Source organism: Paenibacillus sp. FSL W8-0186, assembly GCF_037969765.1.
In the GTDB taxonomy this organism is placed as follows: Bacteria; Bacillota; Bacilli; order Paenibacillales; family Paenibacillaceae; genus Fontibacillus; species Fontibacillus woosongensis.
This window is the reverse complement of sequence record NZ_CP150207.1, coordinates 1,535,308-1,561,084: the sequence shown is the minus strand read 5'-3', so window position 1 is coordinate 1,561,084 and position 25,777 is coordinate 1,535,308. Positions and strand designations below refer to the sequence as shown.

General features: G+C 50.8%; 19 protein-coding genes. 11 read left to right on the top strand and 8 right to left on the bottom strand.

What is annotated here, in order from left to right:
* Window positions 1-34 precede the first annotated feature (34 nt).
* The 5 genes from MKX50_RS06675 to MKX50_RS06655 all read right to left on the bottom strand — a co-directional run bounded on the left by MKX50_RS06675 (window position 35) and on the right by MKX50_RS06655 (window position 4,013).
* Window positions 35-592, bottom strand: coding sequence for a GNAT family N-acetyltransferase (locus MKX50_RS06675; RefSeq protein ID WP_339158873.1), 558 nt, complete (start codon window positions 590-592; stop codon window positions 35-37).
* Window positions 593-728: 136 nt separating this feature from the next.
* The gene (locus MKX50_RS06670; RefSeq protein ID WP_213589310.1) at window positions 729-1,463 is read right to left on the bottom strand and encodes a DUF1361 domain-containing protein; all 735 of its coding nucleotides are present in this window, start codon (window positions 1,461-1,463) and stop codon (window positions 729-731) included.
* A 135-nt stretch (window positions 1,464-1,598) separates the two neighbouring features.
* Entirely contained in the window at window positions 1,599-2,909 is a 1,311-nt protein-coding gene (gene nagZ / locus MKX50_RS06665; protein WP_339158871.1) for a beta-N-acetylhexosaminidase, read from the bottom strand.
* Between the two features lie 23 nt (window positions 2,910-2,932).
* On the bottom strand, window positions 2,933-3,100 hold the full coding sequence (locus MKX50_RS06660; RefSeq protein WP_283927418.1) for a hypothetical protein: 168 nt from the start codon (window positions 3,098-3,100) through the stop codon (window positions 2,933-2,935).
* Window positions 3,084-4,013, bottom strand: a complete 930-nt coding sequence (locus MKX50_RS06655; RefSeq protein ID WP_339158868.1) for a GNAT family N-acetyltransferase — start codon at window positions 4,011-4,013, stop codon at window positions 3,084-3,086. Before MKX50_RS06655 ends, MKX50_RS06660 begins: the two co-directional genes overlap by 17 nt.
* Before the next feature lie 189 nt (window positions 4,014-4,202).
* On the opposite strand from MKX50_RS06655, the gene MKX50_RS06650 reads away from it, so the two are divergent.
* The 4 genes from MKX50_RS06650 to MKX50_RS06635 all read left to right on the top strand — a co-directional run bounded on the left by MKX50_RS06650 (window position 4,203) and on the right by MKX50_RS06635 (window position 8,192).
* The gene (locus tag MKX50_RS06650; protein WP_213589317.1) at window positions 4,203-4,880 is read left to right on the top strand and encodes a response regulator transcription factor; all 678 of its coding nucleotides are present in this window, start codon (window positions 4,203-4,205) and stop codon (window positions 4,878-4,880) included.
* Window positions 4,877-6,256 (top strand): HAMP domain-containing sensor histidine kinase, encoded by a 1,380-nt coding sequence (locus tag MKX50_RS06645; protein WP_213589319.1) that lies wholly within the window; start codon window positions 4,877-4,879, stop codon window positions 6,254-6,256. The genes MKX50_RS06650 and MKX50_RS06645 overlap by 4 nt, the downstream gene beginning before the upstream one ends.
* A 149-nt stretch (window positions 6,257-6,405) precedes the next feature.
* Window positions 6,406-7,518, top strand: a complete 1,113-nt coding sequence (locus tag MKX50_RS06640; protein ID WP_213589321.1) for an ABC transporter permease — start codon at window positions 6,406-6,408, stop codon at window positions 7,516-7,518.
* Window positions 7,518-8,192 carry an ABC transporter ATP-binding protein gene (locus MKX50_RS06635; RefSeq protein WP_213589323.1) on the top strand — a complete coding sequence of 225 codons (675 nt, stop codon included), beginning with the start codon at window positions 7,518-7,520 and terminating at the stop codon, window positions 8,190-8,192. The genes MKX50_RS06640 and MKX50_RS06635 overlap by 1 nt, the downstream gene beginning before the upstream one ends.
* Before the next feature lie 58 nt (window positions 8,193-8,250).
* Here the strand turns inward: MKX50_RS06635 and MKX50_RS06630 are convergent, their stop codons facing one another.
* Together MKX50_RS06630 and MKX50_RS06625 are read right to left on the bottom strand one after the other, a co-directional pair.
* Window positions 8,251-8,718, bottom strand: coding sequence for a hypothetical protein (locus MKX50_RS06630; RefSeq protein ID WP_213589325.1), 468 nt, complete (start codon window positions 8,716-8,718; stop codon window positions 8,251-8,253).
* A gap of 84 nt (window positions 8,719-8,802) precedes the next feature.
* Entirely contained in the window at window positions 8,803-9,534 is a 732-nt protein-coding gene (locus MKX50_RS06625; RefSeq protein WP_213589327.1) for a suppressor of fused domain protein, read from the bottom strand.
* 414 nt (window positions 9,535-9,948) lie between these two features.
* On the opposite strand from MKX50_RS06625, the gene MKX50_RS06620 reads away from it, so the two are divergent.
* Window positions 9,949-14,166 (top strand): S8 family serine peptidase, encoded by a 4,218-nt coding sequence (locus MKX50_RS06620; protein ID WP_339158864.1) that lies wholly within the window; start codon window positions 9,949-9,951, stop codon window positions 14,164-14,166.
* Window positions 14,167-14,372: 206 nt separating this feature from the next.
* A complete protein-coding gene (locus MKX50_RS06615; RefSeq protein WP_339160034.1) occupies window positions 14,373-15,029 on the top strand; it encodes a L,D-transpeptidase family protein in 657 nt (218 codons plus the stop codon).
* A gap of 663 nt (window positions 15,030-15,692) precedes the next feature.
* Here MKX50_RS06615 and MKX50_RS06610 read toward each other — a convergent pair.
* The gene (locus MKX50_RS06610) at window positions 15,693-18,242 is read right to left on the bottom strand and encodes a glycoside hydrolase family 2 protein (RefSeq protein WP_339158862.1); all 2,550 of its coding nucleotides are present in this window, start codon (window positions 18,240-18,242) and stop codon (window positions 15,693-15,695) included.
* Window positions 18,243-18,503: 261 nt separating this feature from the next.
* Between MKX50_RS06610 and MKX50_RS06605 the strand changes: the two genes are divergently transcribed.
* The 5 genes from MKX50_RS06605 to MKX50_RS06585 all read left to right on the top strand — a co-directional run bounded on the left by MKX50_RS06605 (window position 18,504) and on the right by MKX50_RS06585 (window position 25,032).
* Window positions 18,504-19,829, top strand: coding sequence for an extracellular solute-binding protein (locus MKX50_RS06605; RefSeq protein WP_339158860.1), 1,326 nt, complete (start codon window positions 18,504-18,506; stop codon window positions 19,827-19,829).
* Between the two features lie 114 nt (window positions 19,830-19,943).
* Window positions 19,944-20,840, top strand: coding sequence for a sugar ABC transporter permease (locus MKX50_RS06600; RefSeq protein WP_339158858.1), 897 nt, complete (start codon window positions 19,944-19,946; stop codon window positions 20,838-20,840).
* Window positions 20,837-21,670, top strand: coding sequence for a carbohydrate ABC transporter permease (locus MKX50_RS06595; RefSeq protein WP_339158857.1), 834 nt, complete (start codon window positions 20,837-20,839; stop codon window positions 21,668-21,670). Before MKX50_RS06600 ends, MKX50_RS06595 begins: the two co-directional genes overlap by 4 nt.
* A 30-nt stretch (window positions 21,671-21,700) precedes the next feature.
* Entirely contained in the window at window positions 21,701-23,521 is a 1,821-nt protein-coding gene (locus MKX50_RS06590) for a sensor histidine kinase (RefSeq protein ID WP_213589340.1), read from the top strand.
* Complete coding sequence (locus tag MKX50_RS06585; protein WP_339158854.1) at window positions 23,521-25,032, top strand: response regulator; 1,512 nt, start codon at window positions 23,521-23,523, stop codon at window positions 25,030-25,032. Before MKX50_RS06590 ends, MKX50_RS06585 begins: the two co-directional genes overlap by 1 nt.
* Window positions 25,033-25,777 lie beyond the last annotated feature (745 nt).

The window sequence follows — 25,777 nt, the reverse complement described above, 5'->3', positions numbered from 1 at the left end:
ACAAACCATGTCATTTGATAACCTATCCGCAATATTACCCCCGGTTTATCGCATACAGCATAAGCATCTCTTCTTCCCCTCGTTTCCCCGATCCAGCCGGCACCGCTTTGACATAGGCCATCCCGCATTTTTGCAGAACGCGCTCCGATGCAGGATTCGCCTGCGAACAGCGAGCTTCAATCCGGTTGAGTTCCAAGGATTCAAAACCAAAATGAATTAACGATCTGGCAGCTTCCGTCGCGTAGCCCTGGCGCCAGCATGCCGGAGACAGCAAATAGCCAAGCCGGGCCTTGCCTTGGAGACGATCCCAGTGCTGCAGAGAACAGACCCCTATAATGCTGCGGGATTGCTTCGATTCAATAGCCCAATGGAGATCGCGGAGACCCTCGTAGCATGCCGCAAAATAACGGTACAGCCGGGCCGGAAACAGCAAGGTCTGCGGCTCAAACGAAATCGTGCGCTGTACTAGCGGATGAATCATGTATTGGTGCAGATCCTCGCAATCTTCCGGCGTAATCCGGCGTAAGATGAGACGCGGACTTTCCAGAACGGGAATTCCTTGGCTGCACTCCCGTTTGGTGTACATATTCATGCCTCCAGCCCCCTATTCACTTACAATCCTTCTTCTACTCCTTCTTCCTTGGGCTCAGATGATTAGCCGCAAGCTCCCGCCCTTGAAGAGCTTGTAAATCGAAGTATATACCCGGATGGAGGAGAATTGAGTACGTTTATCTGTTACTCTGCGATTGCTGGGCAATACCAAAATAATAAGCAGCCACATAACAGAATAAAGTAATCAGGAATATCCATTTGCAGAACCCGATCGCATGCCGCAAATATTCGAAATCCATCAAATATATGATTGTTTCGCCTACGATACGTACAGGGTCTTGAAGCACATCCCAGCTATTCCAGCGAATGAATCTTCCTATGTATACGCCAAAGCTGCTAAGCAGCAAAACGGCAATAGCGAATATCCAGCCCATAACCGTTCCCAAATATTTGCGCACGAGCGCATGAACCGATGCTAAAGAGGCCGTGGCGATGGCTAGCCCGAGCATTGCGGCGAAAAGTATCGTAAATAAATGATCCCAGAACAAATTTTCCTCCCAGAACCGAATTCCCATACCGGAAGAAATAGGATAGCGGTTAAACGGATGCAGCAGATCCGTAATCAAATAAGCGGCATTGGGATAGAAAAACAGCCACAGCAGCCCGACCCCAAGGAACAGCAACAGCTTCAGCATCTTTCCCCTCAGTAAACTGACCATATCCAACACGATCGCCAGGCCAAGTGGAATCCATGCCAAAAACGTGTTCCACAGCATAAATAAATACGGAGGTCTCCCTCCCTCCGGCAGCTGCGTAAGTACGACATATCTCATGCCGATCAGTGTGGCGATAAACAGAATCAGGTACAGTATCCATTTGCTCGGGTATCCAAGCGCTCTCCAATCATGCAATTGTGATGCCTCCTCCTGTCCAAACACAATTCCTTAAGCCAGGTTATGTCCTGTCAGGCTATAGACGTTCTGTGAAGTCGGAAAGTTACAATTGTTGACATACCAGCGCCTGGTAAAAATAGGGCAAGGAGGGCGTCATTTGACTGTCTTGATTTTATATTTGGTCAAAATATCCGTGATCTCTTCGTTAATAGCCTCGATATCGGGGCCGGAGGCCGGATCATCCTTCAATCCGTACTTCTCTTTCAGCTTCAAAATAGTGTATACCCGTTCGTCCAGCACCTCTGCCGGAATATCTCCACGCTTGACGGCCGCAGTCAGGGCATCGATTACCGCAAGCTGCCGTTCCCGCTCATGTCCAACCAGTACGATATTGCCCCCGCCTTGAATGAATTTCACGGCCGCCTCTCCGATGTCATAGTGCTTTACGATCGCTCCCATCGTCATATCGTCAGTCACGACAACGCCTTCGAAGCCCAGTTCCTCACGCAGCACATCGTGGATGACCGCTTTAGAGAATGAAGCGGGCTGTTCGGCATCAAGCTTCGGCATCAGCAAGTGAGCGACCATCACGACGTCCGCCCCTTCTTCCATCGCTTTAGCAAAGGGCACAAGTTCCAGCTTCCGCAGCCGCTCCATATCGTGCTCGACCACAGGCAAGCCCAAATGGGAGTCCACCGAAGTGTCGCCATGCCCGGGAAAATGCTTGACCACAGGAATGACTCCCTCTTGCTTGATCCCTTGCAGCATGGCAATTCCCATTTCGCTGACGGTCTTTGCGTCATTGCCGAATGAGCGGCTCCCGATCACCGGATTATCCGGATTGCTGTTGATATCCATTACAGGGGCAAAGTCCATGTTCAGCCCGAATCCCGCAAGCTCTTTGCCAACTACCGTTCCGAGGCCGGAAGCCAGTTCGGCGCTGCCGGAAGCGCCGATGGTCTGCGCAGCGGGCAGCGCTTGGAATTGCTCAGGCATCCGGGAAACCCGGCCTCCTTCTTCGTCAACGCTGAGCAATAAGGGCACCCTGTTATGCGCATTCATTTTCTTAAGCTCATTGATGAAACCGACAGCCTGCTTGGTATCGCTAATGTTGTTCTTGTAGAAAATAAATCCGCCAACATGGTAGGATTCAATGAATTGGCGAGCCGTATCATCCGGTGCCGTGCCTTCCACGCCGACCATAACCAATTGGCCGATCTTCTCCGCCGTACTTAGCTGTTCCAGCATGTCCCGGACAGAATCCTCTTCCTGTCCGTGACTGTTATTATTGCCGCTCTCCTGTGGATTTGCTCCGTTCTCAGGCTGCTGGACATGCTCCCCGGATTGCTCCGGCGCCTCCGAGCCCTGATTGGCATTTGGGGCTTGCTTTGGCGCGCAGGCTGCCGAAATGGCAAGCATAAATATGATTATGGCCATTAAGGTTATACGCATCACATGCTTCATGGATCTTGCCTCCTGTCTGTTCTTTAAGTCCCGATGGAGTCCAGCCACAGGATGAGGGCGAACGCGATTTGCAATAAACTGAGCACGCCGAATAAGATCATGATGACGATAAAAATCGTCCGCAGAAGCTTTTTTCCAAGGCTCCAGCCTTTACGGCAGGCCTCCCGAAACAGGTTAACGCTGCTCTCCATGCTTCTCCTCCATCTGGGCTATATGGTGCTGGTCATGCGGGATGAAATCCTTCAAGTATTGCGTTACGAAAAACGGGTGCCCGTCCGCATCAATGTATTCTTTATTGTAGGATTCGTCCGTTAATGATCGGATGGCAGCTATGATCTTCTCTCTGTAGAAAATCGCCTGCTCGGCCAAACTCGCGATGCTTGTCTGTTCGCCGTACAACTGCGCCTTCCGGTTGAATTCATCATAGTCGGTATGCCGAAGGGTCAGCGGCTCCTGTCTATAGATCTTGTCGATGGCATGTTCATAGAAATACTTATCCCACAGCATGATATGGCTGACAACGGCTCGAAGCGGCCATTTACCCGGAGCGACCGGCTGGTTCCAATAAGCTTCCTCCCGTTCTTTCAGCTGGACTGCAAAAGCAATCCAATCCTGGAATGCGGCTAAAAGCTCGTCCCTTCCATCCTGGTACATCAGTTTCTCCAGGAAGACGAGATTTAACCGCTCATGTACCGGTTCGGTGCGATAAATACTGTATCCGAGCTTCTGATACAGGTACAGGTTTCTTTCGCTCCGATGTCCGGTAAACAACTCGAATCTTGCGCAGTGGGCTAATAGCCGCTCAAGCTCCCGAATGAGCGCTGTGCCGATCCCCCGATTCTGGTAATCGGGGTGGACGATGACTTTTCCAATATAACATGTTCCATTACCCTCGCGGGCTCTTGCCGAACCGATAATCATACCGTCCTCCAGAACGGCTTTCAATATCGTATGCGACTGCGATTCTTCTATGAAATCCGCCAGCGTTTGCGTTAACGGCGGTATTTGGTCATCCTGATAAATATGGGCTTCACTCTCGTAAGCCTGATATTGAAGCTGCAAAATTTGCTGTAAATCAGTTCTTTCGGCGGCAGTTATCCTCATGCGCATGGAGCCTCCTTTAATCTTGGTTAGATTATCCTTATTCTACCACGAAGATGCATAAGTAGGCTGCTTCAATCATACCTGCATCCTCATTTGTGAAAAGATAAGAAGTTGCGGTATATTGGCATCAGTTGGATTATCATTTTACAGCTCTATCTTTCTTAGTTCAGACAAGGAGATGCATAATACGTGATCCATATTCTCATTGCCGACGACGACCCGCATATTCGCGAGCTTGTACGTTTTTATCTGGAAGCGGAGGGCTATTCCGTCGTGGAAGCTGCTGACGGAGGGGAAGCGTCTGACCGCCTTGCCGCCCGGCAGATCCATCTGGCTATCGTTGACGTGATGATGCCGAACAAAGACGGGTACCAGCTATGCGAGGAGATTCGGGAATTCTACGACTTCCCCGTTATCCTGCTTACGGCCAAAGATCAGCTGGTCGACAAAGAGAGGGGCTTCGCTGTCGGAACGGACGACTATCTGACGAAGCCTTTTGAGCCGAAGGAGCTTCTATTCCGCATTAAGGCTTTGCTGCGCCGTTATCAGATGGTGAACGCCGAGACAATCCGGCTGAATGATACTGTCATCGACCGGCGAAGCTACGAGGTGCACAGCAACGGCAAGCTGTTTATGATCCCCATGAGAGAGTTCGATCTGCTGTCACAGCTCGCTAGCTATCCGAACCGGATTTTTACGCGGGAAGAGCTGATTCAGCTCGTATGGGGTCCTGATTTCGATGGGGATGACCGCACGGTAGACGTGCACATCAAACGCCTTCGCGACCGCTTTGGGCACAGTCATCGGGATTTCAGCATTACCACAGTGCGCGGCGTAGGCTACAAGCTGGAGGTCGCGCCCCGATGAAATCGCTGTATCTGCGCATCGTCATCACGACGATCTTCGTCATGATTTTAAGCTTTCTCATTGCGTTCATCGGCTCCAACCTGTATTATCAGCATCTTCTAAAGCCGTTCAACGATCAGAAAATCACGGCGATGGCCAAGAGCATCAGTACCTTCTACGAGCAGAACCCAGAGCTTGATCCGGCATCCTACTTCAGCCATGTAGGCGAGCTCGGCTACCAGATGTATCTGGTACAGTCCCAGGAGCACGGGAGCTACTTCGGCGACCCGTTCCGGGAGACGAAGCTGGATGACGCCGTCGTACAAAGCGTTCTCCGGGGTGAGGAGTACCATGGCGTGTCCAAATTTACAACGGGGCCGTTCGTCACCGGCTTCTTTGACAACGTGCTGATTAATACAGTCGGTGTGCCTCTGCATGCCGGAGGCGAGGTTTACGCCTTATTCGTCAGGCCTAACGTAGGCGTCCTGTTCGGAGAGCTGAGGATTTTTTTCGCCGTGCTGGTCGTTCTTTCGATTCTGCTGAGCATTCTGTTCGTCATTGTCAGCACCCGCTACATTGTAAATCCGATCGTGAAGCTGACCGAGGCGACCAAAACACTGGCCCAGGGCAAATACAACATCCAGCTTGAAGTGAAACGACGGGACGAAATCGGCAAGCTGGCCGGAACCTTCATGCAAATGGCAAAAAGTCTGGAGCAGCTCGACCAGATGCGCCAGGAGTTCGTGTCCAACGTATCGCATGAAATCCAGTCGCCGCTCGCTTCAATTCAAGGCTTCTCGCACACCCTTCAGTCGGCGGATTTGCCGGAAGAACAGAGAAGGCGCTATTTGGCCATCATCGAGAACGAGAGCCGCCGCATGTCCCAGCTCGGCAAGCAGCTGCTGATGCTCGCCTCGCTCGATAAGGAAGAGACGATTCTGGACAAGCAGATGTTCGATGTGTCCGCCCAGATCAGACAGGTGCTGTTCATGCTGGAATGGAGCTGGCGCGAGAAGGATTTGGCCGTGGAGCTCGACCTCCCTTCAGCGTTTATCGCGGGTGATGACAAGCTGCTGCATCAGGTGTGGATCAACCTCATCACGAACAGCATCAAGTACACGGAGCCTGGCGGCACTATCGCAATCCGCCTGCGCCAGACCGAAGCCGAGTGCTATGTGGACATCGAGGATACAGGCATCGGCATTGCTGAATCGGATCTTCCCTACGTGTTCAACCGTTTCTATCGGGTAGACCGGGCCAGGAACCGCAAGGAAGGCAGCAGCGGCCTGGGACTGGCTATCACGCAAAAAATCGTTGAGCTTCATCAAGGGCGCATCGTAGCGGCCAGCGAGCTTGGCAAAGGCACGACGTTCCATGTCACCCTGCCAAGATATTAGAAAAGCATCGATTAACGTAACTCAAGGTAGTCAGACCATCAGCCCCCATTTAGCTGGACATGATCCGTTCATATTCCGTTCATAGAGAACTCTTATAGTTGATTCAGAACCTGATAGACAGACTATAAGAGATAGGAGATGAAGCTGTCATGTTTCTTGCTTTAAGAGAATTGAAACACGCCAAAATGCGGTATTTGCTCATTGCATTAATTATGGTGCTGATCGCCTGGCTGGTGCTGTTTGTATCTGGACTAGCCCAAGGCCTGTCCTCCGATAATGCCTCCTCCATTCAGAACATGAATGCGGATTACTTAATTGTACAAAAAGATTCGGATCACCGCCTGACCCGTTCCACAGTGCCGGAGGCGCAGCTTGCGGAAATCCGCGATTTTGCAGGCGGGTCATCCGCTGCCCCGCTCGGCGTGCAAATGACCGCCGTGACTAAAGGGGGTGAAACAAAGAAGCTTGACGCCACGCTGTTTGCCATCGAAACGGAGGGCATGCTGGCCCCGGCCATCGCCGAAGGCCGAATGGTCGATGAGATTGCGCCGGACGAGGCAGTCGTCGATATTTCTTTTAAAGAGGCAGGTATAGCGCTCGGGGAAGTCCTGGAGGAGCAAATGTCAGGTCAGCAGCTTAAGGTCGTCGGATTCACGAAGGGGCAGTCCTTCAGCCATTCTCCGGTTATCCACGTGAATTTCAAGGTATGGGGCACGATAAAACCGGCTGTCTCAAGAGGCGGCACCGGCGATGGCCTCCAATATAACGCCGTCGCGCTACAAGCCGGCGCTGCCAAAGCCGATCAAATAAGCGAATCGGTGCCGGGGATCGAGGTCATTACGATGGATCAGGCGCTGCAGGGCATACCCGGATATAAGGAAGAACAGGGCTCCCTGCTCATGATGGTGGCTTTTCTGTTCGTAATTGCGGCATTTGTACTGGCGGTATTCTTCTATGTGATCACCATTCAGAAAATGAACCAGTTCGGCGTCCTAAAAGCGATCGGCGCAAGCTCAAGCTACTTGGCCCGCAATATTATTTCCCAAGTCATAACGCTCTCCGTCGCAAGCCTGGCTGTCAGCATAGGGCTTACCTATGGGGTAGCCGCCATCTTGCCGGCTGGCATGCCGTTCGACCTCAGCCCGCGGCTCGTTGTCCTCTGCTCGGTGCTGTTCCTTGCCGTAGCAGTCGTTGGCTCCTTACTGTCCCTGTACCGGGTTGTCAAGGTCGATGCCATTGAGGCAATTGGGAGGGCTGCGTAATGAACAATAAATTGCTAATGGAGAATATAACCAAGGTATATGGAGATGGGGAAACAACAGTAAAAGTGCTGAAGGAGGTCTCCCTTGCAGTAAAAGCAGAAGAGTTCGTAGCGGTCGTCGGTCCATCTGGAGCGGGAAAAAGCACGTTCCTGTCCATCGCGGGCGCGCTGCTGTCGCCGACTAGTGGACGGATTTCTTTGGGCGGTGAGGACATTACCGAACTGACTCCTCCCGAATTGAATCAGGTTCGCCTGGACAAGATCGGTTTTGTGTTTCAATCGTCCAATTTAATTCCTTATTTGACGGTGATAGATCAACTGCTGCTCGTTGCCAAGCTGGCCAGAACGCCGCGCAAGATGGCGGAAGCCAAGGCTAAGGAGCTGCTGCAGCGGCTGGGACTTGCTCATCGGCGGAATCATTATCCGGACAGCCTGTCTGGCGGAGAGCGCCAGCGCGTGGCCATCGCCCGGGCCTGGATGAACGACCCGGAGATCATTCTTGCCGACGAGCCGACGGCCAGCCTGGATTCCGACCGCGGTCGGGACGTCGTACAAATGCTGGCAGATGAAGTGAAACTGCATGGCAAAGCTGCCGTTATGGTCACGCATGACCAGCGGATGCTGGATCTTTGCGACCGCGTCGTCCAAATTGAGGACGGAAAATTATTCGAATAAATGACATACCTTCTAGAAAGCCAGACCGTTCTCAAGCATGAGCAGCGAACGGTCTGGCTTATTGTTCTTCGATAATGGAATGGCCTAGCCTCTTCACCCCTATGGGTCTCAATGTAAGCGGAGTGTACTGAATGGTATAAACCTCGCCCTTCTTGATCCCATTCGGCAGAATGTAATGCACTGTAATTTTGCCAATATGGACTTTATTAAGGAAACTATTTCCCCGTCCGCTCGACTTTTCAATTTCTGTAACTACTCCGCTTACCTGTTTGGGGCCGCTTACCATTAACAGCCCTAATCCCGCTAACTCACGCAAACAGAAGGAAAGCAGCAATATGGCAAATAAAACATGAAACCACGTCGGGTACTTTTTATTCTTCTCACTTTTATTGTTCTTCTTAACTGGTTCAGATTGAGGAGGTAATGGCCTGCTCCCGGCGCTCAGATTCTCAATCAGAATTCCAATAGCCAACAGAATAGCCAAGAATATCAAAATGATTAATGCCCAAAGGTGGAAACGTTCCAAATCAGGACACCTTCTTCTTAATATTAATAAAATCAGTCATCATGATGCCGATGATACTATGGAATCTACTATATATATAGCAGATTAAAAAATCCAAAACGTTTTTTTGCAAACATTTTTGCGGGTCGGATTCAGAATTTCGTTTATTCCCGCCTTTTCCAGTTTAGGATATAAGGCCTCGGCCCCCCGGTTTATCTTCAGTTCCATCTCCTCTTTGTACAGAGGGAGCAGGCTGAAGAAATGCACCTCCTTATCTTCAGAGAAAGTTAGCGTAAAAAAAGATTCTATATTATCTACGACCGAAGGCACCGTAAGCATCATTCCCGACAGCTTCGTATTGTGCGCATACGGCTCGGCCGGATCGCCGTTCGGGATCGTATGCTCGGCGAATAACCAGGTGTCATATTCATGCGGAAATCTGGCCAGCTGCTTCAGGCAGCGCACCGGCCAATAATGATTCTCGTCCTGGAATGCATCTTCGGTCATCTGCCAGGTTGGCGGCAAACAGATCATCAGTTCGGCGTATTTAAAATTTTCTGCGCCTTCCGGTACAGTCATGGGCAGATTGCTCATCCCGCAGGTCACCAGCGTATAATAATTCCGCTCTGGAGTCGGAGCTACTATAAAAATATCCACATGCACCAAATCCGAGATGATTTCATGGTATACTCCCTCTATTTTTCCAATATGTGCCTCAATATGCTCTTCAATTCTAGCCATAGCTTCTGCGTCGCCCGAAGCCAGCTGAAACTCCTTCGTACGCGGCCCGTGCCGGTAGATCGGATAACCGGAAGAAGACTGTTCATTTTTGCTCATCTTATACCTCCAAAAAATATTAAAAAGTTATGTATTTTGTATTCACTTCTAATTTGTAAACGTATTTCGCACGCGCTCTGATTTCAAGAAGTAAGGAATCCAGATCGCGCATCTTGCTATCCTATCAACTTATAGTCAAACCTCCCAATTGTATAGTTATTCCATTATATCCGATATTGTGACAAATATATACAAATTACTACACTAGAAACCTGTTAAAGAGACATGGTAATTATCTATTACTAATGGTAAAATCTTCTTTAGTATTTTTCCCCTATTAAACTAGCAAATATGATGTTTCGTTCATTTAATGTGTGAGGAGGATTGGTATAGGGGCCAACATAGACTTGGCAACTGACATCTAATTGAAGCTGGAATTCATTTCAAATCTATTAATCAAGTGGAGGGAGTTATTTGAAGAAAAGTTTATGGATTCGTAAATCGTTTGCTGTTATTCTGGCCTTTGCATTACTGATCGGGGCTTTTCCTGGCGGAAGCAGCGCTGCGGCAGCAAATTCGCTTCCCCTGCATATCAGCGATTTATCGGCTTCAGCCGAATCCGCAGAGACATTCATTTCGCCGCAGATCGATACAAGCTCTCACAACAAGGTTCGTGTTATTGTACAACTCGAAGGACAGCCTGCCGCCGTTGGCAAGTATGCCGCCCGTATGGGCATTCGCTCGCTTGCTGCTGAGGCGACAGAATCTGCAGTGCACTATGAACAGCAGGATTTCCTTAATGAAGTGAAGGACCAAGGCATCGATTTGCAAGTGAATTATCAATACAACACGGTATTAAACGGCTTCGAGATAACAATTCCTGCCAATGAAATTCCATCCCTTGCCGAGATTCCTGGCGTCAAATCGATCCAGGAGAACAGCACCTGGTATGCTCTTCCGATCGCCTCCGCCACCGCAGTTGATGCCATCAATTATGACGACACTCCGCTGAAGCAAATCGGAGCTGATGCCGCTTGGGCCAAAGGATTAACGGGCAAAGGCCTCAAAGTAGGCGTCGTCGACACCGGCGTAGATTATACTCACCCTGATTTGAAGGATGCATATAAAGGCGGGTACGACTCTTTCTACAACGATAACGATCCTTATGAAGAGATCCCGCTTACTTCTGCTGAAGATCCTTATGGAACCGGGTACGGCGGGACGGCTCACGGCACCCATGTCGCGGGCATTCTCGTAGGTAGAGCGGCCAATACGTCCGCAAACATTACCCAAAAAGGCGTCGCCTACGAAGCCGATCTCTATGCCTACAAAGTGCTTGGACGGGATCTGACAGATCCCGAAACGGCGTCCGGCACATCCGCCCAGGTTATTGACGGCATTGAACGGGCCGTAAAGGATGGTATGGATGTCATCAACCTGTCGCTAGGCTCAGACGCTGAGAAGAACGTCAACTCTCCGGATGCCATCGCTATTAATAATGCCGTCCTGTCCGGAATCATCGTCGTCTCTGCGAACGGAAATGCCGGGCCAGGACAATATTCTATGGGATCGCCCGCAACCTCGCAGCTGGGAATTGCCGTTGGCGCCGTTACGAGCGACAGCAAAATATACTCAGTCCATCTAGACGCTGCTTTGGTAGATCATACTGGAACAGCTGCCAACGGCACCCCTGTCTCGGTGACGGTTGCAACTTATAGTTTATCCGCCCCCCGTGCCATAGGCTGGGAGAGCGGCAAGGAGAATTTCGCTCAGATTCTCGGTGACGATCCGTATGAAGTAGTATACGTTGGTCTTGGCAGTCTCTCAGACTATGCCAACAAGGATGTTGCCGGCAAAGTCGTTTTGGCCTCGCGCGGCAAGCTAACCTTCACTGAGAAAGTGATTTATGCAGGCATATCCGGCGCCAAAGCAATCGTAATCTTCAATGGCGTCAACGACGGGGATGATGCTGACTTAGATCCACCTAACGCAGATAGAGACGATTATATCGACACCACGCTTGGCGACAATCCTCTATTTATACCTACCTTTGATATGAAGGGCGCAGAAGGACGCGAATTAGTCAAAGCCATGATGGAGAACCCGGATTTAGCGCTCCAGTTTACTTTTGGAACGGATTATCAACCACTAATTAGCAAAGGCGATACTTTGGCCAGCTTTTCCTCCTGGGGGCCAAACGCTGATGCCAACTTAAGCATTAAACCGGATGTCATGGCCCCAGGTGTAAATATATTGTCCACTTATCCAGCGTATGGCAAAAGCGATCCAAACGCTTCCTATGATCAGGCATATTTGCGCAACAACGGAACCAGTATGTCTACCCCGTATGTATCTGGCTTAGCGCTCCTGCTCAAGCAGCAGCATCCGGATTGGACACCGTTCGATATTAGGGCTGCTCTTGCTAACACGGCAGATGTAATCAGAGATGAGAATAACGATTTATACGATGTGTACCAGCAGGGCGCAGGGCGCGTTAATGCAAGCAAGGCGACGAGCACGCCAGCATTGCTGCAGGCTCTGGAGCCGATAACGATTCTGGACACCAATTATTCGCCGAAAAACGTCATTAATTATAACTCCTCGGCGAGCTTCGGCATCATTGCTCCAGGAGGCGTAGCCGCCAAAAACCTGCAGCTTAAAAATACGGCGGATTATGATGTAGCCTATGAAGCTTCCATAGCGTGGCACGATGCGGGTTCAGGGGTAGATGTCACGCTTGATAAGACCACGATCACCGCAGCTGCCAAGTCGGCTTCCGTCATTAGGCTCGACTTGACTGTCGCAGACGATGCGAAGGAAGGCTTCTATCAAGGTCAGATCAATCTGGTCAGCGCTGGCAAGCCTGATCTTCATTTGCCTTTCACCATATATGTAGGCAGCAAGCTGCCCGATAATGGGTTCGGAATCCAGGAAGTGAAGCTTACCCATTCGGTTGTTTATCCTAAACGAAGCAGCCAGCAAACCGCAGAGCTATCTTTCCGATTAACTGCGGCAGACACCAACTATTATGTCGTTGATGTTGTGAGCTTGGAGGATGAGACTTTAGGCTATTTCGCAAGTGATATGATGGATGATCTAAATCAGCGTTTTGCGCCTGGCGTGTATACTATACCGGACATCGGCAGCAAGTATTATCTTTATGACGAGCAAGGTAACGCAACGCTAACTCCTGCTCAGCTCAGTAGCGGAACTTATAAAATATACGTTGTCGCAGCTCAGCTTACACCAAGTGGTGAGTTAGCAAAAAAAGGCGATGAGCCGATTTTATATCAGGGCATTACGTCCTTCCGGGTAGATCTTAGTTCGAGCAACACTGGCGGTAACGCCGGCGGTGGTGGTGGCGGTGGTGGTGGTGGTGGAGCAAGCGGTGCTCCGGGAGCAACTCCTGGCGTGAATCCTGCTCCGGCTGCGAACGCGCCTGACATCCCCGCACCACAAGCTGCCGACATTAGCGCAGCAGCCAGCGCAGTCATCGAACAAGGCCTAAGGCAAGTGGTGATTGCTCCAGTCAACGGTGATGCAAATAGTTCCACGGCGGCTCTTATCCGTGATGATGATTTGAACTCCGTGCTGGGATCGGTCGGCAACGAGACAGCAGCCATTATCATTCCCGTTCCCGGCAATGATAAACACAGCAGCGAGGTAAGGCTTAACGCTGAGCAAATTCAGCTTTTATCCCAGAAGCTGAATGCAAAGAGCACCGTAGTAGTAAGTTTTGAAGGCTCTGCCGTGGCAATTCCAGTATCTCTGCTGAAAGGAGCGCCTGCTGGCGCCGCATTAGAAATCATCATTGCGCAAGCAGATTCGGACAAATCTAAATTTGCGGCCAAAGCCGCAGGAGCTGCGGTCATCGGTTCCCCTGCAGCCTTCGAGGCAAACTGGATTTCGGGTTCCGCTAAGAAACCTGTGGAGGTGCCAAGCAGCACATTTATTAAGCGCTCCTTCACAATTCCCGGCAAAATCGGAGCCAATCAGGCCGGCGTACTCTACGAATCCAACGGAAAGATTCGTCCCGTAGCCTCCGTAGTTAAAGAGCAGGCAGATGGTTCTACGCTAGTTACGGTCAGCCGTCCCGGCTTCTCCGTATATGCTGCGGTCGGACGTCATGTAGAATTCAAAGACATCGCCAGCTCCTGGGCAGCTTCCGATATTACTGCTCTGGCGAACAAGTTCATCATTGAGGGTACCTCGGCAGACACGTTCTCGCCGAAGAACAATCTGACGCGCGCCGAGTTCACCTCCCTGCTCGTCCGGTCGCTGGGCCTGCAAGCAAGCGGCTCCGTCACATTCTCGGACGTGCCCGCTGCAGCTTGGTATGCAGACGATGTGGCGGCCGCATTCGAGGCTGGGCTGATTCGAGGCACAGGCGATGGCAAATTCTCGCCAAATGTCCATGTAACCCGCCAGGAGCTGAGCGCTATTTTGGCCCGGGCCTTACAGCTCACGGGCACGGAGCTAAAGACGGCCAATCCGTCGCTTAAAGCTTATAAAGATGAAGCCAGTATTGCAGGTTATGCTGTAGAGAGCGTTAAATCGCTGTCAGCGGCTGGCATCATTAGCGGCGACATGGGCGACAGCGGCCAGAGCTTCCGTCCAACTGCGCCGACAACGCGCGAGACGGCTGCCTCCGCGCTACGCCAATTCCTGCGCCAGGCTGGGTTGGTTGAATAAGATATTAAATACGTATGCAACAAGCTGAAGGAGAGCGAGAAGCTCTCCTTTTTTGTGCTATTTTTTTAGCCGTATGAAAGCCGGACTTTAGCACAAACTATATGTAAATTAAATTCTATGGTGAAATGATGACTATAAAACTTACTGCCAGAATCAGCATGCCGCTCAGATCGGCTTTATTCGTTTGTATGCTTATGATTGCGGAAATGGTCTTTTGCGGCTGGGGAACCTTCCCCCATTACGTTCAGGCTCATGAAGACCCTTCGCTGCCGATCGTAGCCGACGAAGGGCTGTATACGATTGAGATTTACCCACAGTACCATAAGCTGATTGTCCGGGCACAGGGGGAAAAATTCAAAACGTATCCCGTTGCGGTAGGTAACCCGTCCACGCCCACCCCCGTCGGGGAATACAAAATAATATACAAAGGAACCGATTGGGGGCCTTCTTTTGGCCCTCGCTGGCTGGGATTGAACGTCCCCTGGGGAACCTATGGCATCCATGGCACAAACAAGCCTTACTCCATTGGGCAGCACTTAAGCCATGGCTGCGTACGGATGCGAAATAGAGACGTGATGGAGCTATATGACATGATTCCGATCGGCACCAAAGTAACGATACACGGGCATGTCCTAGGCAATGCCAAACAGGATCCCAGGGCTTTGGCCGAAGGGGACGTGGGAGGAGAAGTTCAATTGATTCAATCCCGCCTGAAAAGCGCAGGATACTTCAACGGAGTCTGTAACGGCAAATTCCGGTACGATACAACCGCTGCCCTGAAAAAATATCAACGGGATCATGGCCTTATCCCTAATGGGGTCGTTTCAACCAAAGTTTATGAATCCCTTGGATTGATTGAGTAATCCGCTTGTAAGCCGTGCATCTACACAATGTAATTTCCAAAGGCTTCAGGTCCTGATTAGCGGTCATATTAGCGAGCTTTTCCCATGTGTTATAAAAAGCCCCCCGGTGGCTAAAGCCGCTGGGGGGGTGAAATCTCCGCCTCGTATGCACATTGATTTGCTGCTTAAGTTGACCGGCTGCTATCATGCAGTGCAGCCCCTATGCAGGGAGAGATACGCCTGGGCGATGTCCAGCGTTTGGCGACTTGATTGAAAATCCTCAATATCCCGAACAGGACACAGCATCTTCCCATCGAATTCCTTACGGACTTAGATTCCCCTATTCACCGAAAATGCACATAGATCTATGTCTATCGGACCACAGATCACTTATTTGATGAAAAGTAGCGAAGATTCACGATGATATCAACAAATAGAGGATCATGTGTCCGCAAGCACAACATTTTATGGCATTTTGTCACCAATAGCGGAACCTGTGTCCTATCCCATCAATATCAACATCAGTATCACGCTCAAGCACAGAGGGCACAACACACGTATACTCGCTACGCATTCATTTGCATAGAACCCCTAACAATCTAATCACACATTCGCACAAACTATCCTCGTAGGATATATGGCGCCAGCCGCCAGCCAACCGCCAACATGCAGCGCTGTACAGCTCTACCTGATGAATTCCCTCATCGATCTAACCGTTAACGCTCCCGGCTTGCCCGGAACAAACGCAGCAGCATGGCCGGAGCTCCGGCGGCGGAATGTGACGGTATGCGGCACGCCCGGAATGAGATCGAAGAAGTTATCGGTAAATATCCCCTCTTCCTCTGCTGAGAGCCAAACCTGTCTTGCAAGAGCGTCTGTCTTCAACCTGAAGGAAGTGCCCTCGCTTCCCGGAATTTCCTCTACCGTAACAGCAGCTTCCGGCCATTCGATTTCGCGGAATGATTCAAAATAATATGGCTTGCTATCTAGCATCGTGCCGTCCCCCTCCAGCTCAGCCAGCAATACTACGCGCTTTGGATCATGGGCGCCAAGCCACTCGCTAGTTTGGATCCGAAGCACGATATCGGCAGCATCCGCACCGATAGCCACATCCCGGCTCAGTTCGCGCAGCAGTTGGCCGTCAAAATCGAACAGACTCAGTTTAAGTACACCCGCAACAGGCTCCTGACGATCGGAAATGAGATAAACCGCCACTTCGCCTTCCCGGGTACCGTCGAGCGAAAGCATGACGTCCTGGAAGCTGCGGCGTACCGTATACTGCAATGACTTCCAGCGTCCATAGTAATCCATGCCCGCCCAGGAAGCGACCGGCCAGCAGTCGTTCATCTGCCAGTACAGCGTGCCCATGCAGTAAGGCTTATTCCGGCGATGCGCCTCGATCGCTGTCTGAATCGCCTGGGCCTGCAATAACTGGCTCATGTACAGGAATGATTTGAAGTCCTTCGGTTCGGGCAAATATTGGTTCATGTACTCCTTAATCAACTGATTGCCTCTACCGTTTTTCTGGTGAGCAAGCATCACCTTGGATTCCAGCTCCAGCTGATCTTCCTCTGCATACTCCAGCACCGTTTTCAGCTCGGGAAAAGATTGAAAACCGTATTCGCTCATAAAGCGGCCAATTTTCTGATTATAGTTGTCAAACGGCTCTACCGCATGCCATACGCCCCAATAATGAACATCGCCTTCACCCGTGATCTGAGTGGCATGCTGGCTCTCATCCCCTGTCAGGCTGCGCAGCGGAGAGGACGGCCAATAATCGGTGCCGGGCGCCCATTTATGGACGGCCTCGGGCAGGATGCGGTGGAACACAGCCTCGTAATCCGCCCAGATTTTATCACGAAGCTCAGCGCTGTCCAGCTTCTCCTTCCAGCCCCAGCCTTTATCCCAGGCATAATGCGCCCAAGCGGAGTCAATCTCGTTATTGCCGCACCATAAAGCGATGGACGGGTGATTCCGCAGGCGTCTCACGTTGTATTCAGCCTCAGCCGCCACGTTGTTCAGGAACGCCTCGTCTCCAGGGTACATACTGCAGGCGAACATGAAATCCTGCCAGACCAGCAGTCCATTCTCATCGCATAGCTCATAAAATGCCTCTTCTTCATATATACCACCGCCCCATACACGCAGCATATTCATATTGCTCTCTACCGCCGAGGCGATTTCATGACGGTAACGCTCCCGCGTCACTTCCGTCGCGAAACTGTCATTCGGAATATGGTTAGCGCCTTTCATAAATACCCGGACACCATTCAGCCTGAAATAAAATGACGCCCCGGCCTCATCCTTCTCCCGCACCAGCTCGATACTGCGCAAGCCCGTGCGCACAGTTCGATCCGATACGGTCTCTCCGCCCTGCAGCAAAGACGCTTGGAAAGCATACATCGACGGCTCTCCAAGCCCGCGGCACCACCATAGCTTGGGATCAGTAATCATCATCTCTAGCGTCAAAGTCTGCAGCCCCGGCCTTAACGCAACTTCCTGCTCCCAGGTCATGCCCTCCGTGCCAATACGCAACCGCCCATTCCAGCCCGCTACAGCCTCAATTTCCACTACTGCCGTCAGCCTGGCGATCTCACTGCTTATCTCGTCCTGGCGAATATATAAATCGCTGATTTTCGGAACCGACCAGCCCTCCAGACGAACCTCCCGCCAAATGCCGCTAGTTACAAAACGCGGCCCCCAATCCCAGCCATAATGATAAGGCGCTTTACGGGCAAAAATACTGACCTTGCGCTCCCCGAGCCCGCCTAATTCCGATTGGTCATTTGTCGCGGGCAGATCATATCCCAGCTCCTCGAGCTTTGGCAAATCCTCATTGATCGGCGAGCGGAACCGGACGAGAACGTCATTGCTTCCTGCGCGCAGTAGCTCCTTTACATCTATATGCCAAGCTCGGAACATATTATCGGCAGACAGCGCATGCTGTCCGTTTACATAGACATCCGCATATGTATCAAGCCCTTCAAATATAAGCTGGATTCTATTCATTTCCGCCGCCCAGCTCTCAGGCAGCTCAAAGCTGGATTTATATTCCCAATCCTTCTTGTCGATCCACTGCAAATCATGCTCATGGGTCCCGTAAAACGGATCCGGAATCAAGCCATGCCGCAGCAAATCCGTATGAACCGTCCCTGGAACCGCTGCGGAAAGCCAGTTCGTCTCATCACATGCTTTAAAACTCCACTGATCTAATACCTGCTGTTGAATACTCATAAGCCCTCCATCAAATAACATAGTAGAATTTTCATGAATTATAATTTATTATATTACATTATCAATAGTTTTTGTTATTGTTTTGTTATATATATCTTAAAACAAATATTCCATTCATACTTTTCCCCATTCAACCAACAACCCGACAATAGGTTAATTAAAGACAACAAATAACAATCCAGTACATTTAAAGTGAAATAACATACCTATACAATTTAACTGTAAGCGCTATCAATAAATGAGAAGAGGGGCGATATGAGGATGAAAAAGAACAGTTTATGGATTGCATTCATGATGATTTTTGCGCTAACTGCAATACTAACAGGCTGTAGCGGCAGCAAAGATACCAGCAGCGGCACGAACGCCGGAATAAACGAAGGAGCATCGAATGCCTCGGACAGTAACACAGCCGGCAAAGACACAGCCAATAAACTGAGCGGAAAGGTCACCTTCCTCACCAACCGGACAGACATGATCGGCAAAGAATACGACGACTACGTCAAACGCTTCAACGAGAAATATCCGGACATCACCATTGAATTTGAAGCAAGCCAGACGGACTATAACCAGCAAATCAAAGTCCGCATGGCCAGCGGTGAGCTGCCGGATTTAATGTTCATTCCGGATATTCCCAACTCGGATCTCCCCAAATATTTTGCTCCGCTCGACGATCTGGAGCTAAGTGCGGAGGTCACATTTAAAGATTTCAAGTCTTATGACGGCAAGCTGTACGGGATTACGACGGGGAATTCAACCTCAGGAATCGTGTATAACAAAAAAGCTTTCGCCGATGCCGGAATTACCGAACTCCCCAAGACGTGGGATGAATTCCTTGCTGCATGCGAAAAGCTGAAGCAAAACGGCGTTATTCCGCTCTCCTCCAACTTCAAGGATAAATGGCCGCTGGGGAACTGGGTCTACGATTTGCCGCGGGTTATCGAGAACAATAAGGACTTCCCCAATGAGAGACTCAACATGGAAGCCCCTTTCTCGATGGACAACGGATACGGCAAGGCCATGTCCCTTCTGCGAACGCTCGCGGAGAAAGGTTATCTGGAGAAGGACATTAACTCCACCAACTGGGAGCAATCCAAAAAAGACGTGGCGAACGGCAAAATGGGCATGTACTTCCTGGGGAACTGGGTCATTAACCAAGTCATCGGCGTGGGAGCCGAATCGGATAATATCGGTTTCTTCCCGCTACCCTTCGACAACTCCGGCGAGATCCGGGCCGGCCTGAACCCGGACTTCTTCTACGCCGTCAGCAAGGACAGCAAAAACCTGGAGGCAGCCAAGGCCTTTCTGACCTGGATGCTGGAGGACTCCGGATATGAGGATTTCGCCGGGTTCATCTCGCCGCTGGAAGGCCGCGAGTCCAAGCTGACCCAGCTCGCAGAATTCCAGGCAACAGGAGTAGATCTGCAGGAGGGCATGCCGGATGATCCGAAGGTCATCGAAATTTCCAACAAAGCGCAAATCGATCTGCCAGCCATTGCCCAGGAGTTCGTGCTGGCGAAAGATCCGCAAGCCGTCCTTGATAAATGGAATAAAGCGTGGGCCAAAGCTAAAAAGGATCTCGGTTATTAATGAATTGCCATCCATGAATCGGCAATCACCTTGAACAGCATGCAAAATGGGTTATCGGTCTGGCGATAATCCATTTTGCTGTCAATTCAGCGGATAGAAAGAAGGGATACGGGAATGTTCGGAACCTTGTCATATAAAACGCAGAAAAACATCATTATCTTCTCTTTTCTACTCATTCCGGTCGGGCTGCTGCTGCTCTTTACCTACTATCCGGCTCTGAAGCTCGTCTGGTTCAGCTTCACCGACTGGGACGGCTATAGCCCGGAGAAGCCTTGGGTAGGGCTGGCCAATTATAGGGAAGTATTCTCTAATCCCGATATATTCGGGGTGTTCACCCACAACTTTGCCTATTTTGTGATGGGCATCGTCCAAAACATCGTGGCGATTTATTTCGCCGTTCTCTTGAACGGCCGCCTGCGGGGGAGAAACGTGTTTCGGCTGCTGCTCTTCCTCCCCTACATCATGAACGGCGTCGCGGTCGCCTTCATGTTCGGTTACGTGTTCGATACGACGCAAGGCTCGCTAAATCTGCTGCTGCAGGCAGTCGGGCTGACGCAGCTAGGAGAAACCAGCTGGCTCGGGACGCCAGGCCTGGTTAACTATTCGCTGGCTTCGACGGGACTGTGGCGGTTCATGGGCTATAACATGGTCATTTATATTGCTTCTCTGCAGGCGATTCCGCGCGATATCTATGAAGCCGCCAAAATCGACGGCGCCAATGCCTGGCAGACCTTCTGGCGCATCACCCTGCCCAACATGAAACCGGTCATCCAGTTGAATTTGTTCCTCACCGTCACCGGTGCCCTCGAGGTCTTCGACCTGCCCTTCGTCCTTACTAAAGGCGGACCAGCCGGAGCGTCGCAAACCTATGTGCAGCGCGTTGTGGAGACGGCGTTCGCCTATAATCATTACGGCTTGGCTTCGGCCATGAGCATCATCCTGCTGTTTTTTGTCATCGTCGTCGTAGGTCTTCAGCAATTTGTCCTTAGCAGAGGGGGGAACGCGAAATGAACAGCAAAAAATATAGCGGACTCGACATCATCAAATACTTGTCCCTGCTGATCGGCGTATTCGTCGTCCTGTTTCCTCCCTATGTCATCATCGTGAACTCCTTCAAGTCCAGTGATGAATTCAATACGGCAAGCACAATGGCGCTGCCTGACAGCTTTCTCAACTTCGACAATTTCAAAATCGTATTCGAGCGAGGCGGGCTGCTGAACGGGTTCGCCAATACGCTGATCATGATCTGCGTTGCCCTTGTCTTCAATATCATTTTTGGAACCATGGTCGCTTACGTGCTGGGCAGATTTACTTTCAAGCTGAAAAAAGCGGTGTTTAGCGCCTACTTATTCGCTACGGTCATTCCGAGCATTACGACCCAGGTCGCCACGTTCGGAATCATTAAGCAGCTTGGACTGTATAATACGCTGGGAGCGCCCATTATTCTGTATATAGGAGCCGACGTCATTCAGATTATTCTGTACCTGCAGTTCATCCGCAACATTCCGGTCGATCTCGATGAGAATGCCATGGCGGAAGGTGCCTCGCTATTCCGGATTTATCGCTCGATTATTTTTCCGCTGCTGACCCCGGCGACAGCCACACTCGTCATTCTCAAGTCGATCAGCATTTACAACGACATGTACACGCCTTATCTTTACATGCCGAAGCAAAGCCTTGGCGTGGTGACAACGGTGCTCATGCGCTTTCAGGGTGTGAACATCGCTGACTGGAACCTGATCAGTGCGGCAATATTATTGATTTTGCTGCCGACTGTCGTCTTGTATTTCGTGCTTCAGAAGTACATTTTTGAAGGCGTGACCAGCGGCGCCGTAAAATAACCGGCAATTTCTGCAGGAGGATGGCAGCCTATGATTTCATCCGTTTTCTATCTATGCCGCAAAACCTGGGTATTGTTCGCTAACCTGTCCATGCAAAAAAAGCTGGTCATCATCTTCGTATTCCTCATCTCCTTGCCGATTACGTACGTTAGCTACGCTTCGTACCGGGCGAACTCCAGCTCGATCCTGAGCAACATGACAAGCTCAGCCGGCCAAATGACCGACAATGCCATGGATAAAGTGGATCGCTACATCGCCGACCTGAAGAGGTACACCATCCTGCCGCTCTACAACAAGGACGTCGAGAAGCATCTGGATCAGCGCGAGACGGATTGGGATAAAAGTGCGAGCATCAATATGTTTCTGATGTATCTGGCAAATATGAAGGAGGAAATTGCCGGCGTTTACTTGACTGACCGCTTCGGGAAAACTTTTTATAATGCGAAGCCCGGGATCAACGAAATATATCCGGAAGAGAGACGGGCAGCATGGGAGATCCGGACGCGCGAGGCCGGCGTCTCCCCCGTGCTGCTCGGAACCCACCCGATTCGGGTTAACGGCTCTGAACAGCGGCAGGTATTTACCATCATGCGCTCCATCCAGTCCGTCAGTACACTGAAGAACATCGGAATCATCGTGATCGATGTGGATATCCGCCTATTCGAGGAAATCATCGAGCCGCTGAACACCGTTACGCACGGAAATACCTGGATCGTGGATGAGAACGGCAGAGTCGTGTACAACTCCGATCCCGCTATGCTGGGCAAAGACTTAAGCGGCAGCGCTCTATTAAAGCAAGCTTCCGGGCCGCGCGGTTATTTCGAGCTGGACATCGAGGGCAAGCCGTACATCTCGGTCTACAGCTCATCTGCCAGTACCGGATGGAAAACCATTTCCTATATCCCGCTAACCGAGCTGCTCGCCCCAATGAAGCAAAGCCGCAACGCCCTTATCATTACCGCGTTGCTCATTGTTTTCTTTGCCCTGGCGGTAGCCATCTTCATCTCCTACGCTCTGACCAAGCCGCTGACCCGTACGGTGCGGTTAATGAAACAGGTGCAGCGCGGCAACCTCGACGTACACGTTGAGGTCAAATACAACGACGAAATCGGCCGGCTCGGCAGTCATTTTAACCGGATGATCGACCGGGTCAAAGGGCTGCTGCAGGAGGTGTACGAAACTGAGAAGAGCAAACAAAAAGCGGATATGCTGGCGCTTCAAAACCAGATCAATCCGCATTTTATATATAATACGCTGGAATCGATCCGCATGCTGGCTGAGCTGAACGACGACGACCGCGTCGCCGAGCTCACCTATCTGCTTGGCCTGCTGCTGAGGTATAGCATTACGCGCAGTGATGAGACCGTAACCGTCGAACAGGAGCTCCGGCATGTCCGCAACTATTTGCAGCTGCTGCAAATCCGGTTTCCGGACAAATTGGATTTCCGGATTGAGGTTCCGCAGCACTTCTATCATCTGCCGATCATAAAGCTGGTTTTTCAGCCCATTGTTGAAAATGCCGTGTTCCACGGACTGGAGAAGCAGGAGAAGCCGGGAACCATCACAATCAATGCCTGGAATGAAGGATTGGATGCCATCTTCGAAATTCGCGATGACGGCGTCGGCATGGATGAAGAAACCCTGGCTCAATTGAACCACAGCTTGACTGATGGAAAAATCGATAAATTCGGCATAGGCTTGCGCAATGTCAATGAAAGGGTACGCTTGCACTACGGCAACGCATCGAGCTTGAGCGTAGACAGCCGGCCTGGGAAAGGCACCGCGGTAACTTTAAAAATTACAGGTCTCCTGGAAGAAGAACATCGTATTCGTTACGGGGAGGTAATTTGATGCTTCGGATGGTTATTGTCGATGACGAATCCTCAATTCGCGAGGGAGTAGCTAAAATCATCACCAAGGAAAACGAAGCCTTTGTCGTGACCGGCGTTTTCTCCAATGGACAAGATGCGCTGGATTTTATCACGGCCTCGGATATCGATGTCGTTATTACCGACATTCGCATGCCGCTGGTCGACGGATTGGAGCTGATTAAGCGGCTTAAATCTGTTCAGCCGGAAATCCGGTGCATTATCATGAGCGGATTCACTGATTTTGAATATGCCCGTCAGGCGCTGCGTTGTTCCGCGGTGGATTACCTGCTCAAGCCGATCAACAAGAAGCAGCTGTTCAAGCTGCTCTATACGCTGCACGAAGAAAAGGAAGCCTGCTTGGGAAAAGAGCAGCGCCTGCGCTCCGGGGTACTGCTTTCTTATTTCAAAAGCTTCTCTTCCCTCTGCAGCAAGCTGCCTGAACTGCATTTGCCGCTGCCCTACTTTGCTGTGCATGTGCTGCGCAGCCGCCATATCGAGGTGCTCCGCGAGCAGTTGAACGACGCCGTTGCGGGCTTGTACGGTACCGTAGATATCGTCGAGACTGACGATGGCATGCTGGCGCTTGTCAGTTATTATACCGATGATCCCGATGCGAAGGTGATAAGACAGCTCGCTCACCGGCTGAAGCCAGCCCTTGCTCCCATCGGCATCATCCAGGCTGGCTCCAGCCGGGGATATAGCGAGGCGAACCAGTTGAGTGAAGCCTACCGCGAGGCCGTTCGGGCATGTGATTACGGGCTATATGATTATTCAGCCTGGAGCTACTACCATCATGACGATCTGCCCCAGCCAGACCCCGATTTCACCGACTGGTTCATCAGCATAAGAGAAAAGCTTAGCGAACATATGCAGATCTTGGATATCCCGTTAGTCAAAGCAGATTTAGAAAAATTGTTCGGCCAGGCAAAAGAAGCCAAAGCTTCCCGGCAATCGATTCTCTCCTTATGCCGATTGATTCACGATACGGCCTTAGCGGAACTGCCGGAATGGAAATCGGCAAACCCTCCTGCCGCCGAAGAGCAGTTGGAGGAGCGCATGCTGTCCTGCTTGGCTTTTGCCGAGCTTAAGAGCCTGTTCTTCTCTCATTTTCTCAAGGGGCTCGAAATGATCAGGGCAACCCGCCTGCAAATGGCAGACAAATCCGTTGAAACGGTGAAACGCTGGATTCAAGAGCATTACGATCAGCAAACCGAACTTGGCAGCCTGGCCTCGATGGTCTACCTGACCCCCAGCTATCTCAGCAAGCTGTTCAAGAACGAGACCGGCATGACCATTACCGATTACTTGATCGAGGTGCGCATCAAGAAGGCGAAGCATTTGCTCAAAACAAGCCCCGACATGAAGATCCATGAGATCGGCTGCGGAGTGGGGTACCCTGATCCGGCTTATTTTAACAAATTGTTCAAACGCATCGTTGGCGTGACCCCTAATGAATACAAGAAAATCAATGCCGTCACCCTTAATGGCTAATCAGTACAGCGGCTCAGCAGAACGCCAATGCGGCTCAGCAGAAACGCCAATGTGGCTTTGCAGAAATGCCAATGTGGCTCGGCAGAACGCCAATGCGGCTTTGCAGAAATGCCAATGTGGCTCGGCAAAAACCCATTATAGCCACCAGGCAGCATTAAAGAGCGCACGCTTTAACAGGCTCCAGATATGCTGTCCCTTAGGTATTGCAAAGTTTGGCGCAAATGAGGAAGAACTCTAGAAGAGGACAATAAATTCGTTAGTTTGTAAGGACATCGGTGTTCGAAAAGTAACTTGGTTTGGGCTGATCTCTTACGGATCATGGTTCCGCTATTTCGCAAATATGCTGCTTTTTCTAGATCTAACGGACACAGCGGACCTTATTCGTGTAGAATCACTGGGGTCCATGGTCATTTTCACTAAATAGCGCCTTCTGTGTCCGTTAGCGCTCCGATTTTGCGAGAAAGCGGCAATTAGCGGAGCTAGGGTCCCTTAGGTATTGCAAAGGTTGGCGCAAATGAGGAAGAACTCTAGAAGAGGACAATAGATTCGTTAGTTTGCTAGGACATCGGTGTTCGAAAAGTAACTTGGTTTGGGCTGATCTCTTACGGATCCTGGTTCCGCTATTTCGCAAATATGCTGCTTTTTCTAGATCTAACGGACACAGTGGACCTTATTCGTGTAGAATCACTGGGGTCCATGGTCATTTTCACTAAATAGCGCCTTCTGTGTCCGTTAGCGCTCCGAT

Excerpts from the sequence above, each read along its gene's own strand:
- MKX50_RS06585 (WP_339158854.1), top strand. The coding sequence starts at position 23,521 with ATGCTTCGGATGGTTATTGTCGATGACGAATCCTCAATTCGCGAGGGA.
- MKX50_RS06675 (WP_339158873.1), bottom strand. The coding sequence starts at position 592 with ATGAATATGTACACCAAACGGGAGTGCAGCCAAGGAATTCCCGTTCTG.
- nagZ (WP_339158871.1), bottom strand. The coding sequence starts at position 2,909 with ATGAAGCATGTGATGCGTATAACCTTAATGGCCATAATCATATTTATG.
- MKX50_RS06660 (WP_283927418.1), bottom strand. The coding sequence starts at position 3,100 with ATGGAGAGCAGCGTTAACCTGTTTCGGGAGGCCTGCCGTAAAGGCTGG.
- MKX50_RS06645 (WP_213589319.1), top strand. The coding sequence starts at position 4,877 with ATGAAATCGCTGTATCTGCGCATCGTCATCACGACGATCTTCGTCATG.
- MKX50_RS06595 (WP_339158857.1), top strand. The coding sequence starts at position 20,837 with ATGAACAGCAAAAAATATAGCGGACTCGACATCATCAAATACTTGTCC.
- MKX50_RS06600 (WP_339158858.1), top strand. The coding sequence starts at position 19,944 with ATGTTCGGAACCTTGTCATATAAAACGCAGAAAAACATCATTATCTTC.
- MKX50_RS06625 (WP_213589327.1), bottom strand. The coding sequence starts at position 9,534 with ATGAGCAAAAATGAACAGTCTTCTTCCGGTTATCCGATCTACCGGCAC.
- MKX50_RS06655 (WP_339158868.1), bottom strand. The coding sequence starts at position 4,013 with ATGAGGATAACTGCCGCCGAAAGAACTGATTTACAGCAAATTTTGCAG.
- MKX50_RS06590 (WP_213589340.1), top strand. The coding sequence starts at position 21,701 with ATGATTTCATCCGTTTTCTATCTATGCCGCAAAACCTGGGTATTGTTC.
- MKX50_RS06640 (WP_213589321.1), top strand. The coding sequence starts at position 6,406 with ATGTTTCTTGCTTTAAGAGAATTGAAACACGCCAAAATGCGGTATTTG.
- MKX50_RS06615 (WP_339160034.1), top strand. The coding sequence starts at position 14,373 with ATGGTCTTTTGCGGCTGGGGAACCTTCCCCCATTACGTTCAGGCTCAT.
- MKX50_RS06610 (WP_339158862.1), bottom strand. The coding sequence starts at position 18,242 with ATGAGTATTCAACAGCAGGTATTAGATCAGTGGAGTTTTAAAGCATGT.
- MKX50_RS06605 (WP_339158860.1), top strand. The coding sequence starts at position 18,504 with ATGAAAAAGAACAGTTTATGGATTGCATTCATGATGATTTTTGCGCTA.
- MKX50_RS06635 (WP_213589323.1), top strand. The coding sequence starts at position 7,518 with ATGAACAATAAATTGCTAATGGAGAATATAACCAAGGTATATGGAGAT.